A 14,299-nucleotide genomic window follows, 5' to 3' on the forward strand; every position below is an offset into this window, starting at 1 on the left:
CCTTAGCTATCCGTTTAGCGGTTTACCTATCATACAAACCCGAGGATAGCTCTGTTCAGCCTTGGTGATTTGTATATGAGTTAAAGAATGGTGGGCGATATTCAAGCTCGAATAAAGGGCTGGATTGCTCCAGTCTAGCTTGAGTACCTTAGCTAAAATCATTCTGATCGTGCCACCATGGCAAACGATGAGAGTGTCTTTTTCGACAGTTTGCATAAATTTATCCCACGCTGTCGAGATCCGTTGGTAAAAAAGGTCCAAGGACTCAGCATTGGGCAAGCGGCTGTTCGCTGGATCTTGCCAAAACGTATCAAAAACTGGCCATGATTCTGGTACTGTTGCAAAAGGAACTCCATCCAAATCACCAAATGATATTTCGCGCCATTCATGGGCGACAACATAATCGAGATGTTTGGCATTGTCGTATATCAACTCGGCTAACTCTTTACATCGTTTTAATGGTGAAGTAATCAAAGTATCGAAACCAAGCCGCTCACTCATAAGGCTTTGATAAATGTCCTGCTGATGTTCTGCTGCAACCGACACATCGGTGTGACCATACAGAGCAGGCTCACCAAGTGTTTTACCATGTCTAAGCAAGTAAACATTGATGCTTTTGATTTGACTCACACTAGGCTCCATCGACTTGTTTGAGTGTCATTGGCAATCCCGCCGCGATAAGTGTTACGCGATGAGCGACCTGAGCCAAAGCCTGATTCATCCAGCCAGCGTGATCGACAAATAAACGCGAGACTTCGCCCAAAGGCACAACGCCGAGGCCGACTTCATTTGAAACCAAAATCACGTCTGCCTTACAGGAGACAATCGCTTGGTGTAACTCTGAGACGTGCCGCTTTATCTGCTCTTCACTCAGGGTTTGACCATGATTGTAAATGATGTTGTTCAGCCACAACGTTAGACAATCTATCAACACCACATCCCCGAACTCAAAACGAGCGAGCAGTGACGCCAGCTCAATGGGGCACTCATGCTCAACCCAGTCATTGCCTCGCGATTGCTGATGATGAGCAATACGCTTGACCATCTCCTCATCGAAGGCTATCGCTGTTGCGACGTAGTGCTTCACTTTTTTGCTTGCGATGGAAGTAACTTGCGACTCTGCATAACGCGACTTACCCGAGCGTGCGCCTCCAAGTACTAGATGGATAGTCATAAGTTAACTCCCTGTACGGCTATCAAGGAGAGATAGATCAGCATTTCACTCAGTTGTTGCGCTGCGCCTAAGCAATCACCTGTAAATCCACCAATTCTTGCCATCAACCAACGCTTGAACAGCACTCGAAACAGGGCAAGGACAGCAATCAAAATGAGTGTTTGACCCAAGCCAAGTAACCAGCACGGTAGCACACCCGTGAGTAACAATATCACTAACTCTCGACGAGATTGTCGTTCAGCTAAGGGCTTACTTTTACTCGTATCCGTGCCTGTGACATACGGCATATCGTAGATCAGTGAAGCGGCGACAGCCCGACTTAAACCATAGCTAACGACAATGATTAATAAGATTTGCTGCGACTGAATCAACTCTGATAGCAGAACGTATTTCACCAGCAAGGTCATGATTAACGCGCTAGCCCCATAAGTACCAATACGGCTGTCTTTCATGATCTCAAGCCGGCGCTCAACCGTCATACCACCACCGATACCATCGGCCATATCCGTCAAGCCATCTTCATGAAAAGCACCCGTTAGAAGCAAGCTAAACACCATCATCAGCACAATGGCGACAGGAGACGGAAACACCAACTGCAAAGCGTAAAGCACCAAAGCACATAACGCCCCTAGCATTAAACCAACAAGGGCAAAATACCGCCCAGCCTGATTCATTCGTTCAGGGCTATATGGAATAGATACGGGGACGGGGATCCGAGAAAAGAAGCCTAATGCGAGCATAAACAGCTGATACTGATACTTGATTGTAGACATTAGTCGACGACCACTCCTGCTTGCTCAAAACTCGCCATATGGTTATAAAACTCGGCAGCTGCACGCAGCAATGGCATCGCCAGAACGGCACCTGTGCCTTCTCCCAGTCGGAGAGAAAGATCTAATAAGGGTTGTGCGTCTAGCTGTTGCAATAAGTATTGATGTCCAGCCTCATGAGACTGGTGCGCGAAAATCATGATTTCTCGACAATCTGGGTTGAGCATACTAGCCGCATAGGCTGCTGCCGAGACAATAAAGCCATCAACCAATACCGGCGTTTTGCTTTCTGCCGCGGCTAAGAATCCACCCACCATCTGAACGATTTCAAAGCCTCCAACTTCTGACAAGACATCGATGACTTCAAGCCCTTCACAACGATTGACACCTTGACTCACCAAGTCGACTTTCTTTTGCCACTGTTGATCCGTAATACCCGTTCCACGACCGACGCATTGGGTGACAGGCAGGCCACTAAGTGCAGAAAGAATCGCAGCGGCACTACTGGTGTTACCTATTCCCATTTCACCAAACATCACTAGGTTCGAACCTGAATCAATGATCTTACTGACCATCTGTTTACCGAGCTCTATACCCTTATTTGCTTGTTCTGGCGTCATGGCCGCCTGACGCGCCAAGTTATTCGTTCTCTCACCAAGCCGTTGGACAATAAAGGCATCTGAATCATGAGCGACAGGTATTAAGATGCCACAATCGACCACTTTTAACGCCACCTGATTGGTGCGACAAAAACAGTTAATCGCCGCCCCACCTGCAAGAAAGTTCAACACCATCTGCTGAGTTACCGCGCTGGGCGCAATACTTACACCTTCGTCTGCTATTCCATGGTCGCCAGCAAACACAACCGCTGTCGGTTGGCTAATTTTAATATCAGTGACAACGTCACCCTTTGTATTACTTTGGATCAGCGCCAGTTGGTGCGCCAATGTCTCTAATTGTCCTAAAGCACCAAGCGGTTTTGTTTTCTGATTAATGCGCTGCCAAATAGATTCTGAATAACTGTGGTCTAACATAATGCTTATTCTGGCCTCGCGACTGAAAACACGTTATCAATAGTGGCATACTGACTACCACCAAGACGGGAAAGTGGATTGACTTTAAGAGCATCAACAACCAAGCGATCACTGCGCTCACCGATGACTTGCGGGTCCACATACACCTTTTCGATCTCTGCAAAAATCAAACTTTGTGGTGTCTCACCGATCTCTTTCACTTCAACTAACTTGCAAGCAAACGCAATAGGACAACCTTTGACACGCGGCAGTTCAAAGCCGTCGAAATCAACCAAGTCTAGTCCAGTCGCTTCAATTTCTGATTCACCATGGGGTAAGGTTGCCGCAGTTTGAGTCACCTCTTCGGCCTGTGATTGCTGCGCTATGTGGACAACAAGACGCCCCGTTTCCAATACATTTCGCGTCGTGTCCTTCACTTCACCAGTTGGCTTCTTACCCACAGAAAACATCAGCAGCGGTGGATTACTGGATACCGGCGTAAAATAGGAAAATGGCGCTAGATTGTAACAACCTTGGTCGGAGTCAGTTAATACCCAAGCGATCGGCCTTGGGATAATGGTTTGAGTCATTAAGTGGTAAATTTGGGTAGGTGCTAGAGTGCTTAGCTCAATATTCATCGATTTTCCTTGAGTGCCAAATCCTTTGCGCTGAGTGTAACGTGAAATCATACAGTTAACACCCCTAACCGACTCCCAAAAACTCGATGAACTGTCAAAAAGACTCTGAGATTGCATCCAAAACTGCAATTTTTCACCCAAAAGTCCTATCTTTTAGTTTAGGGAGTGCATTTTATAACGGCACAAAGTATGCATTTATCTAGCCGTATCACTGTTTTCTCCCACTTGATGTGCAAGGAGGTTGTATGTTTGCCAATCAAAAGTCAAAAAAACAGAAACAGAACAAACCACAACAACGTAGCCAAAAGAAAGTACCTTTGTCATTAACCTGACGTTACGACCAGACCTCGCCATTCGGGCGAGGTCGATAATGCCCAATATGCCAAATCACTCCCATTTCAGCCCTACACCCCTCCCACTCTCGAGACTATTGGCCAATCTCAAGATCCGATCACAGAATTTATTACCACTTTGTTAGAAGCTTGCTTGTCTCAAGCTATGCGACGACGCGTGGTAAATCATATCAACGGACAAGGTACGTAGGCTTTGGAACAAGCTAACTCCCTCACCACCATAATTGCCGGTTCTACTGGCTTGATTGGCAACGAACTCATTAAGCAGATGTTAGATCAGGCTCCTTTCAATCACATCTACGCGCTAAGTCGACGAGAGCTTCCTTTTTTCCATCCCAAACTCGAAGTGATCCAGCACCCCGAACTTCGTATCCAACACTGGGATGATGAAAAGCCGCAGCCTGAATTTGGTTTTATTTGCTTAGGTACAACCCTAAAGCAGGCAGGCTCAAAGCAAGCGCTAGAAAAAGTCGATTATGAGTTGGTTTGTGATGTTGCTCAGGAGATGAAACTGCTCGGCGTGAAGCAACTTGCGGTCGTCTCTAGCTATGGTGCTTCGGTACGTTCATTTTCTCACTATCTGCGCTGCAAGGGACGAATGGAGCTCGCCATAGAACGAATGGGATTTGAACGGGTAGTATTTGTGCGACCAGGACCATTAAAAGGCTTACGTGAGATCCCACGTAAAGACGAGGTGGTGATTCAAACTATGATGACCTTTCTAAAGCCACTCATGCTCGGCCCGTTGGCCAAGCTCATTCCAATCGACGCGGCTCAAGTCGCCCAAGCGATGCAGTACCAACTTTTTGCGCATTCAAACAAAACGTTGGAGATACTCGACAGCGCCGACATGCGTAGACTGATCCATCAATATCAGTGACCCGTTTGCAAACATCGACCATTTTTCTACCACTCAACCTGATATCGACTCAACCCGATTGCCTTGACCTTGTTGCAATGGTCTAATACCAAAGTGAATTTTAAACACTTGGTAATCAGATAATGCAACAAGAGCATCAACCTACGTTTTTCTTCTTCGACTACGAAACGTGGGGAACCAGCCCTGCTAAAGATCGTCCGTGTCAGTTTGCAGGCATTCGCACCGATATGGACTTCAATATCATCGGTGAACCACTGGTTATCTATTGCCAACCACCCGCTGATTACCTGCCGTCCCCAGAAGCCGCGCTGATAACGGGCATTACCCCTCAAACAGCTGAAACTAAAGGGCTGAGTGAACCTGAATTCATTGCCAAGATTCACCAACAGTTAGCAACACCAAATACCACAAGCCTCGGTTACAACAGTATCCGCTTTGACGACGAAGTGACTCGTTACACCTGCTACCGCAACTTCATCGACCCTTATGCGTGGAGCTGGCAGAACGGCAACTCTCGCTGGGATTTGCTTGATGTGATGCGAGCGTGTTATGCCCTACGCCCTGAAGGTATTCAATGGCCTGAGAATGAAGAGGGATTTATTAGCTTTAAGCTTGAACACTTATCTAAAGCGAACGGCATCGAACACGAAAATGCGCATGATGCGATGGCAGACGTGATCGCAACAATCGAGATGGCAAAGAAAGTCAAAGCGGCTCAACCAAAGCTGTTCGATTACTTTTTAAGTATGCGCCACAAGCGTAAACTCAATGAACTTATCGATATCGTTAACATGACGCCCTTGATGCACGTATCAGGCATGTTAGGTAAAGAGTGTCATTACACTAGCTGGATCGTGCCTGTCGCTTGGCATCCAACTAATCAGAACGCGGTCATCTGCGTTGATTTGGCCAAAGACCCACAGGTGTTGCTCGATCTGGATACCGAACAACTCAACCAACGTCTTTACACTAAACATACGGACTTAGCGCCAGATGAGTTGCCAGTGCCAGTTAAACTGGTTCATCTCAACAAATGTCCGATCCTAGCACCCGCGAAAACATTGACAGCAGATAACGCAGAAAAAATCGGTATCAACCGCGAAAAATGCCTAGAAAACCTTGCACTATTGCGACAGCACCCTGAAGTTCGAGAAAAGCTAATTGGTATTTACGCGATTGAACGAGAGTACGAAAAAAGCTCGGACGTAGACAACATGCTTTACGATGGTTTCTTCTCTCCTGCTGACAAAGCTGCGATGGATATTATTCGAGAAACCGATCCCAATAATCTCGCCGCACTCGATATTGCCTTCAGCGACCAACGCATTGTGCCGCTGCTATTCCGTTACCGCGCTAGAAACTATCCGTGGACATTGGATGAAGTAGAACAACAACGCTGGGCTTCACACTGCCGAGATTATTTCGAAAGTCGTATTGAAGAGTACATGCTAAATCTCGAAAATTTGGTTCACGAGCATGAAAGTGACCAAAAGAAAATTGCAATCTTAAAATCCATCTACCAATACGTGCAAAAGCGAGTATCCTAGTAGTCAAAAATTATAATAGTGACCAAGTCCTGCACCCTACAAGATCGCTCAATCACCAAAATAACCAATAGACGTTGGGATTGGGCCTAAATAAAAATTTATTGAGCCTTATACCCCAGTTTATGGCTCTTCAGTTGGACAATACTAGATTATGGCGAAAACTTTGCTTCATTTTGTTGTGTCTATGGGGCTGATCTTCTTGTGCCTAGTTGCCGGCATTAACATTCAGCACCTAATCGACATTTCTATCCCCGGTAGCATTATCGGAATGCTGATTTTATTTAGTCTGCTTGCCAGCGGGCTCGTACCTGCGCACTGGGTTCGTCCTGGCGCAACTGTGTTTATCCGTTATATGGTGTTACTGTTCGTCCCCATCAGTGTGGGATTAATGGAACATTTCGATATGCTGATAGCCAATGCACTGCCGATTTTAGCGAGTGCTGTTGGTGGTACTTTTATCGTCTTGGTGCTGCTTGGCTTGATGCTAGACCGAATGCTTAAGGGAGGACAAAAGTAATGTGGTTACTTGTTACTATTGCGGTCTTCTTCTCAGCACGTTGGTTATGTCAAAAATTCAATAGCCCGTTAATGAACCCGCTGTTGGTCAGCCTTGCGGTATTGATCCCTTTACTCACGTATCTAAAAGTCCCATTTGAGACTTATTATGCAGACAACCATTGGATCAACTATCTGCTGCAACCCGCTGTTGTGGCCCTCGCCTACCCACTATACGAACAATTACCTCAAATCCGAGCTAACTGGCGAATCATCATGCTTGCCTGTGGCGTCGGCAGTGTCATGTCGATGTTTACAGCCAGTATGATTGCCGTCTACCTAAAAGCGGATATCTCCTTGATTGCGAGCTTACTGGGTAAATCGGTAACCACACCAATCGCTATGGAGGTCTCTAGCCACTTAGGCGGTGAACCCGCAATTGCCGCTATCTTAGTGCTGATTGTTGGTTTGTTTGGCGCCATCATGGCCTACCCAATCTACAACCTGCTGAACATCACTCACCCGATAGCAAAAGGCTTGACGATGGGAACCGTCTCACACGCACTTGGCACTGCTACCTGCGCGGAGAAAGACCCGCGAGACGCTGCGTTTAGTTCTCTTGCCCTAGTCGTATGCGGAGTGATTACTTCGATACTAGCGCCTTCCTTCTTTACCCTAGCGGTTTGGTTGTCAGCTTAAGAGAAAAATCGATACTTTCTGGCAAGGTACAGATGCACAGCAACCAAATGACCGCTAGGATTTAAGATGATGACGTCTCGTTTGCCCTAGGTCTGTTTCGTGCTACGACACACTTCATAAAATTTAATCGTGCAATCGTTATCATGTGTGAGCTCACTCTAATTATGTAACGACAAACGCCATTACAAGCAATATTGTGATTTAGATCTCTGAACATTTTTGAGTCTCACATAAAATGTAATACCAATATCAGAGTTTATTCTTCTCTTTTGACGACTAAGCTCAAAGATATCAATTACGCTGAAACAAGGATTCACTATGAGAAGCCGCATTGAACAAGCGCTGTCAGCAGCGCCAAAAAACGTAGCAGATTTCTTATCGCCTATTCTTCTCGCTGACGATTTTGACGCGACACTCACTGCCGAGCAGTTTGAACAGTTACTGACTATTTCCGGAATGGAAGATGCTGACCTACGCGTAGCACTGCTGCCATTCGCTGCGGCCTACTCTTATGCCCCCCTTTCAAACTTTTATGTTGGTGCTATTGTCCGTGGTCTTTCTGGTAAGCTTTACTTTGGCGCAAATGTTGAGTTTTCAGGCGTACAGTTAGGCCAAACGGTACACGCTGAGCAATCCGCAATTAGCCACGCATGGATGAAAGGTGAACAAGGTGTTGCTGATATCACCATCAACTTCAGCCCATGTGGCCATTGTCGCCAATTTATGAACGAACTTTCGACCGCAGATAAACTGAAAATTCAGTTACCAGAGCGCGAAAGTAAATCACTACAAGAATATCTCCCTGAATCGTTTGGCCCAGCAGACCTTGGTATCAAATCAGCACTGATGACCAACGTCGATCACGGCAAGAGATGTGATGAGCAAGATGAGCTGGTTCAGGCAGCGATTGACGCTCTCAACCGCAGCCATGCTCCATACACTCATAACTTGAGTGGTGTGGCGATCAAGATGAACAATGGCAAAGTTTACCAAGGGGCTTACGCTGAAAACGCGGCATTTAACCCTAGCCTACCGCCACTTCAAGTTGCCCTAGTACAACTGTTACTGGACCGCCAAGATCTCGCAGAGATTGATTCGGCAGCACTAGTAGAAGCTGAAGGCGGTACAATTAGCCATCTGGCCAATACGCAATCCACTCTGGAAGCAATTAACCCTGATATTCCAATGAGTTATTTGGAACTTTAATGCATCTCGAAGGCGCTAATCTAGCGCCTTTTTTAATCCTGCTATTCGCTTCAAGCGCCATTGCGCTCTCGATTGTTTTCTCCATCAGCTATTGCTTATACACCCTCTTTTCGTCACGAGTGGCTGTTGCGGTTCTTTACGACCATTTTACTACAACAAACCCCACGCAAACGTTTGCTTTTTGTTTCACAATCAGTATGATTGCCTCCATTCAGCTAATCCTCGTAGAGTTTAAGGTTAATTATGTTTGGTACAGCAACAGCAAAAAATGCAACCCGTGTGATGCTTCTTGGTTCAGGTGAACTCGGCAAAGAGGTCGCGATTGAATGTCAGCGACTAGGGCTTGAAGTGATTGCGTGTGATCGCTACGAAAATGCGCCTGCGATGCAAGTCGCTCACCGCAGCTATACATTAGACATGCTTGATGGTGATGCCCTTCAGGCAATTATCGATAAAGAACAACCTGACTACGTTGTACCTGAAATTGAAGCCATTGCGACTGACACTTTAGTCGCACTTGAGGCAAAAGGGCTTAATGTTGTCCCTAGCGCAAAGGCAACCAAGCTGACGATGAACCGTGAAGGTATCCGCCGTCTTGCAGCTGAAGAGCTACAACTGACCACTTCACCTTATCACTTCGCTGATACCTATCAAGAGTTTAAGTCAGCGGTTGATGCAGTAGGTATTCCGTGTGTTTGTAAGCCGGTAATGAGTTCTTCAGGCAAAGGCCAGAGCGTAATTAAAAACGCCGACGATGTGGAAAAAGCTTGGAACTACGCTCAGGAAGGTGGTCGAACCGGAGCTGGACGCGTCATCGTAGAGGGCTTTATTGACTTTGACTACGAAATCACTCTATTAACCGTTCGCGCTGTCGATGGTACTCATTTCTGCGCTCCGATCGGTCACCGTCAGGAAGATGGAGACTACCGTGAATCTTGGCAGCCCCAAGTGATGTCAGATGCCGCACTTGAAGCCGCTCAAGATGCCGCGGGTAAAGTCGTCAACGCACTTGGTGGCTTTGGGATCTTTGGTGTCGAACTGTTTATCAAAGGTGATACAGTGATCTTTAATGAGGTCTCCCCTCGCCCACACGATACCGGCTTAGTGACTCTTATGTCACAAGATAGCTCTGAGTTTGCTCTACATGTTCGTGCATTTACAGGGTTGCCAATATCTGCCATTACTCAATATGGCCCAGCAGCTTCAGCGGTGATCTTAGGTCAGGGAACATCGACAAACATTCGTTTTGAAGGCGTTGCGGATGCTTTAGCGCAGCCTTTAACGCAAGTTCGTTTGTTTGGCAAACCAGACATCGATGGCCGTCGCCGTCTTGGTGTCGCGATCACTCGTCGCGAAGATATTGAAACTGCGATTAAAGACGCCGTAGAGAGTGCGAGCAAAGTAAACATACTTTACTAACACCGCATAACAGAAAAAGGCTTGGTTGAACCAAGCCTTTTTCATCTATTCACTTTCGATTAAATAGACTTCCTCGGCAAAACGAGTTAACCCCTTGTTGGCAATCTTAGGGTGTTCTTCATCCGCTTCATCTCGGTAGAGTCGCGTTACTTTGAATTCAGAAAATAACGTTCGAATCTCTTGTTCAGCAACCGAGAACGGAGGGCCAGCCATCTCATCCTGTCGATAATCAAGACTCACCAGTAAAATTCTGCCGCCAGGTTTGAGCAGCGACTTAATCCTTGCAACATATTCCACCCGCATCTCTTCTGGCAGCGCCACCAGTGAAGCACGATCGTAGACGATATCGACAGGCTTAAGGGGAGCAGTAAAGAAGTCTCCGGTGTAAATGGACAACTCATCAAACTGGAACAGTTCGTGCTGACCGTTGATAGGCACTACCATCGGCGTATAGAAATGTTCAGCGAAGAAAGCTCGCACCGCAATATTGCTTAGCTCCACGCCCTGCACATCGGCATGTTTCGTCGCTAGCCACACCAAATCTTCGGACTTTCCGCATAAAGGCACTAGCACCGTATCCTCATGGTTTGGTTTCGTGTGCTGCCAATACTCAATAAGTAATGGGTTCACATCTTCAAGATGAAAACCAATCTGATTTGCGGCCCATTTGCCATGCCAAAACTCGGGATCTCTCATTGTCATTCTCTATTGCTTACTTACTAGCGCATAGCCTATCTGAAAGCATCAAGAAGTGGTATAGCCAAATGCGCTTAGCTGAAAAGTTCATTCAGATTAAGTTCATATGGTCTGTTTATACTTGGTTACATAGTTGCGCTGAACCTTTTAAAAACCGAGGCACTCTAAACAGTGACATAGGATATGAGATGCTGTTCAAACTTTTGTCATTATGGTTCAGCAAGCGATTGGAAACGCGAAATCTACCCCCATTACTATGTAGAGATGAGCGGACTTAGTGATTGAATCTTTTTCGACACCTTTTAGCTAAGCCGAAGTACTGAATCGTGAAACGACCGTGGTTAAGGTGAAAAACCGTTTTAAGAAACCCGCAGCTTCGGGTTACCGAGACCTCAACCTTTTAGTCAAACTACCAAAAACGAACCTAATTGCAGAGGTGCAACTCCATCTTAAAGCTATCGCCGATGTAAAGAATGGTCCTGAGCATAAATTTTACGAACAAATCCAAAAGATAGAACGATTAGCGGCTGTTGAATCTCGCCAAATTAACGAAATTGAACAGGCACAAATTCGTACCATGCGCCACCAATCCAAAGAGCTCTACCAAAATGCGTGGCAACCCTACATCACGACTCATCTAAAAGCCGCTTAATAACGAAAAACTTGTCCCGTGTGGGGCAAGTTTTTTGCGTTATTTAGCAAAGCCTCATATTTTAAACTATATTGTTATCATAAACATAACAATAATAGGTGGAGGCTTAGTATGCGGTTTCCTATCTGGCAATTCACTCTTGTTTTCAGCCTGTTTACCAGCATTCTTTCCTACGGTCATGATGGCTATGGCCCTTTACAAAGCTATACCCAGTCTCCATTTCATACCAACAGCCTTTCGCCTCAGTTACGCTCTGGTTTCTCACTGCAAGACGATCAAAGCGAGATCTACACTTCCGGTACCATTTCCAGTATTTGGGCCGTGACCGCAAGCTACGAACTCGATTACTATCAAAATCAACTCGCGTTTGGTGCTAAGTGGCAACTCGATCCTCTCTGGCAACTCGACCTACATTACCGATGGAACTATGCTGGGAACAATCACCTTGACGGCCTAACCATCGCTTTTCATGACTGGTTTTCACTGGAACAGAACGGTAGAGAAGAGGTCAATAACAACCGCTTTGTTATCAACATGCCTGAGTATGGTATCGAACTGGAAGATTTTCGCGGCGAAACCCTCAGTCATGCAATCACTGGTTATTTGCAGTATCAGGTGTTTACCCAAGAGCATCACGGTTTATCGGTGGGAGCATCGCTTTATTACAACGATACCAAACACGGTATTTTTAGCTCTTCAGAGTTCGAACAAGCGATACAGGCCAACTACGGCTACCGAATAGATAAACACGCTTTAGACACCACGTTAGCACTAACATTTCGCAATACGCCGACTGTCTTTGCACAATTGCCCTATCGCAGTACCACTTGGTCAATGGGCGGCAGTTATCAGTATCAGATGTTTGAACACCATGCTTTTATCGGCCAAATTAGTGTCCATCAAGGGATCACTACAGACAATGGCGAGTTTTCAAAACCTTCAACCGAATTTACTATCGGCTATCGTTATACGCTAAAAAACACCGCAGTAGAGATCACCGCGGTAGAAAATATGTTTAACGCTGACAATAGCACTGACATCGCGTTTGGCGTTGCCTTCCGATATCGTTTCGGCGGGTAGGCCCTTTAGACGGCGAGAATACGGTTCACCGCCGCGGCAATTTCGGCATCAGAAGCTTGGCGCTGGAGAGAAAATGAGAGATATTGATCACCACGGACACTCAAAGAGCGATCCACTTCCGCCAAGCAATGCACTGTTGCACCTTCTAATACAAACGAAAGCTCAATCTCTTTGCTACTTATAAAGCCACTGTTACGAAACTCAATTTCCTGATAACAGCCCGATTTTGAGCTAAAGTTACCGCCACGTAACAAGCCTTTTTCTACGTCTGCTTTTACCATTGCAAAACCCGCCTGCTCTATTGCAGAAAGGATCTTTGCCACCACAGGTAAAGGTCTGACTTCGACAAAATCCCTATCTTTTGGATCGATGGCAAAATCAATATCCAACGTGGTTTCTAGCCAAACGTGGCACTGATTTTTTAATGCATTGAGCGCCGTGATTGGCGTTTCTTCATCTAAACGCATTTCAAAAGGCACCTGCTTGTGCTCATTTGGCTGGATGACAAATGGTTGTACCGCTTGAAGTTTAGCTAAAATAAAGTCCTGGTAACTGGTACTGTCTTCACTTTCGACCTTTACTTCCGTACACAATTTAAGATTAATGGCGTCAATTTGCTGCTCAACGTCTCCGCCTTTGATATGAACCGTACCTTTCAGTGTGTCACCTTGCATAACTGACAAGCTTTCTAGCACTGTATCCACTTTGGCCGCGCCAATACCCAACGACGCTTTTAACTTTCCAAACATAGTAAATCCTTGTAATTTTGTTGCAGTTACTGATCTAACGCGCTCAATGACTTATATCAAGTCGTTTCTTCACTAACGGTGTAAGAAAACGTGCGCTCGAATTCAATTCATTGGCTTAAATTGGGGCGATACTTGCAATCTTGGCACAAATGTATAACCATTTGTATAGTCAATTATAAAGTTAAATATTATGAGTAATTCTCCCCTTTATCTCCAGATCAAACGGTATATTGTCGAGCAAATTGATCAAGGTTATTGGCCTGTCGGCCATCGTATTACCACCGAGCTTGAACTGACGAAACAGTTTGACGTCAGTCGTATGACGGTAAACAAAGCGATACGAGACCTTGTATCAGAAGGACGTTTAGTCAGACGCCCTCGCCTCGGTACGTTTGTTTGTGCCCCAGACGACAAAGCGGAATCACCATTACTCGATATTCGTAACATCGCTAAAGAAGTTGAACAGCGTGGTAGAGCATACAGCAGTAAAGTGGTTAAACAACTGGCATTAACCGCCGATGATGTGGTCGCCATGAAGCTAGGTGTCATGTTAGGTAGTGACGTTTTCTACAGTGAAATCATTCACTTTGAAGATAAATCCCCCATACAACTCGAGTTGCGCTGGGTGAACGCAAGTTATGCTCCCAACTATTTAGAACAAGACTTTACGCAGATCACGCCCAACCAATATTTATCAGAAAACTGTCCTCTCAGCGCAATAGAGCATACGGTTGAAGCTATCGTTGCTGACGAAAGCGTGCGTGCGGCGCTTCGCCTTGCGATTAATGAGCCTTGTCTGCTGCTTAACCGCAGAACATGGAGCCAAGAAAAGCTCGTCAGCACTGCATTACTCTATCATCCTGGCACGAGATACAAATTAAGCTCTAAAGTTCTCCTTCCTTAGAGCATTTCATACTTTTTGACTGAT

15 protein-coding genes and 1 pseudogene are annotated in these 14,299 nt (G+C 45.9%); 9 read left to right on the plus strand and 7 right to left on the minus strand.

Features of this window, described 5'->3' with window-relative positions; translation table 11 throughout:
• Positions 1 to 6: 6 nt before the first annotated feature.
• The 5 genes from ACQEXR_RS09825 to ACQEXR_RS09845 are packed head-to-tail and all read right to left on the minus strand — an operon-like array spanning position 7 to position 3,595.
• Positions 7 to 630, minus strand: coding sequence for a histidine phosphatase family protein (locus ACQEXR_RS09825; RefSeq protein ID WP_427020244.1), 624 nt, complete (start codon positions 628 to 630; stop codon positions 7 to 9).
• A gap of 1 nt (position 631) precedes the next feature.
• Positions 632 to 1,174: a bifunctional adenosylcobinamide kinase/adenosylcobinamide-phosphate guanylyltransferase gene (gene cobU, locus ACQEXR_RS09830; RefSeq protein ID WP_427020245.1), complete on the minus strand. Its 543-nt coding sequence runs from the start codon at positions 1,172 to 1,174 to the stop codon at positions 632 to 634.
• Complete coding sequence (locus tag ACQEXR_RS09835) at positions 1,171 to 1,947, minus strand: adenosylcobinamide-GDP ribazoletransferase (protein WP_426950628.1); 777 nt, start codon at positions 1,945 to 1,947, stop codon at positions 1,171 to 1,173. Before ACQEXR_RS09835 ends, cobU begins: the two co-directional genes overlap by 4 nt.
• On the minus strand, positions 1,947 to 2,978 hold the full coding sequence (gene cobT / locus ACQEXR_RS09840) for a nicotinate-nucleotide--dimethylbenzimidazole phosphoribosyltransferase (protein ID WP_427020246.1): 1,032 nt from the start codon (positions 2,976 to 2,978) through the stop codon (positions 1,947 to 1,949). Before cobT ends, ACQEXR_RS09835 begins: the two co-directional genes overlap by 1 nt.
• A gap of 5 nt (positions 2,979 to 2,983) precedes the next feature.
• A complete protein-coding gene (locus ACQEXR_RS09845; protein ID WP_138972278.1) occupies positions 2,984 to 3,595 on the minus strand; it encodes a flavin reductase family protein in 612 nt (203 codons plus the stop codon).
• A gap of 546 nt (positions 3,596 to 4,141) precedes the next feature.
• On the opposite strand from ACQEXR_RS09845, the gene ACQEXR_RS09850 reads away from it, so the two are divergent.
• The 6 genes from ACQEXR_RS09850 to purT all read left to right on the plus strand — a co-directional run bounded on the left by ACQEXR_RS09850 (position 4,142) and on the right by purT (position 10,194).
• Positions 4,142 to 4,828 carry an oxidoreductase gene (locus ACQEXR_RS09850; protein ID WP_138972260.1) on the plus strand — a complete coding sequence of 229 codons (687 nt, stop codon included), beginning with the start codon at positions 4,142 to 4,144 and terminating at the stop codon, positions 4,826 to 4,828.
• Between the two features lie 122 nt (positions 4,829 to 4,950).
• Complete coding sequence (gene sbcB / locus ACQEXR_RS09855; RefSeq protein WP_427020247.1) at positions 4,951 to 6,375, plus strand: exodeoxyribonuclease I; 1,425 nt, start codon at positions 4,951 to 4,953, stop codon at positions 6,373 to 6,375.
• 151 nt (positions 6,376 to 6,526) lie between these two features.
• Positions 6,527 to 6,892, plus strand: coding sequence for a CidA/LrgA family protein (locus ACQEXR_RS09860; protein ID WP_331428293.1), 366 nt, complete (start codon positions 6,527 to 6,529; stop codon positions 6,890 to 6,892).
• Positions 6,892 to 7,569 carry a CidB/LrgB family autolysis modulator gene (locus tag ACQEXR_RS09865; RefSeq protein WP_331428292.1) on the plus strand — a complete coding sequence of 226 codons (678 nt, stop codon included), beginning with the start codon at positions 6,892 to 6,894 and terminating at the stop codon, positions 7,567 to 7,569. Before ACQEXR_RS09860 ends, ACQEXR_RS09865 begins: the two co-directional genes overlap by 1 nt.
• A gap of 318 nt (positions 7,570 to 7,887) precedes the next feature.
• Positions 7,888 to 8,775, plus strand: a complete 888-nt coding sequence (cdd, locus tag ACQEXR_RS09870) for a cytidine deaminase (RefSeq protein WP_331416995.1) — start codon at positions 7,888 to 7,890, stop codon at positions 8,773 to 8,775.
• A gap of 243 nt (positions 8,776 to 9,018) precedes the next feature.
• Entirely contained in the window at positions 9,019 to 10,194 is a 1,176-nt protein-coding gene (gene purT / locus ACQEXR_RS09875) for a formate-dependent phosphoribosylglycinamide formyltransferase (protein WP_427020248.1), read from the plus strand.
• A 45-nt stretch (positions 10,195 to 10,239) separates the two neighbouring features.
• Here purT and ACQEXR_RS09880 read toward each other — a convergent pair whose 3' ends face one another.
• Positions 10,240 to 10,890 carry a thiopurine S-methyltransferase gene (locus tag ACQEXR_RS09880; RefSeq protein WP_426950676.1) on the minus strand — a complete coding sequence of 217 codons (651 nt, stop codon included), beginning with the start codon at positions 10,888 to 10,890 and terminating at the stop codon, positions 10,240 to 10,242.
• Positions 10,891 to 11,203: 313 nt separating this feature from the next.
• Here ACQEXR_RS09880 and ACQEXR_RS09885 point away from each other — a divergent pair.
• Positions 11,204 to 11,542: pseudogene (locus ACQEXR_RS09885) on the plus strand (phosphoribosylglycinamide formyltransferase); the annotation flags it as partial.
• Positions 11,543 to 11,653: 111 nt separating this feature from the next.
• Complete coding sequence (locus tag ACQEXR_RS09890; RefSeq protein ID WP_427020249.1) at positions 11,654 to 12,622, plus strand: DUF3187 family protein; 969 nt, start codon at positions 11,654 to 11,656, stop codon at positions 12,620 to 12,622.
• 5 nt (positions 12,623 to 12,627) lie between these two features.
• Here the strand turns inward: ACQEXR_RS09890 and ACQEXR_RS09895 are convergent, their stop codons facing one another.
• Positions 12,628 to 13,371 (minus strand): sporulation protein, encoded by a 744-nt coding sequence (locus ACQEXR_RS09895; RefSeq protein WP_427020250.1) that lies wholly within the window; start codon positions 13,369 to 13,371, stop codon positions 12,628 to 12,630.
• Between the two features lie 190 nt (positions 13,372 to 13,561).
• On the opposite strand from ACQEXR_RS09895, the gene hutC reads away from it, so the two are divergent.
• Complete coding sequence (gene hutC, locus ACQEXR_RS09900; protein WP_331427843.1) at positions 13,562 to 14,275, plus strand: histidine utilization repressor; 714 nt, start codon at positions 13,562 to 13,564, stop codon at positions 14,273 to 14,275.
• The last annotated feature ends 24 nt before the right edge of the window (positions 14,276 to 14,299 follow it).

The organism is Vibrio sp. TRT 2004 (assembly GCF_050113735.1).
Lineage (GTDB): Bacteria > Pseudomonadota > Gammaproteobacteria > Enterobacterales > Vibrionaceae > Vibrio.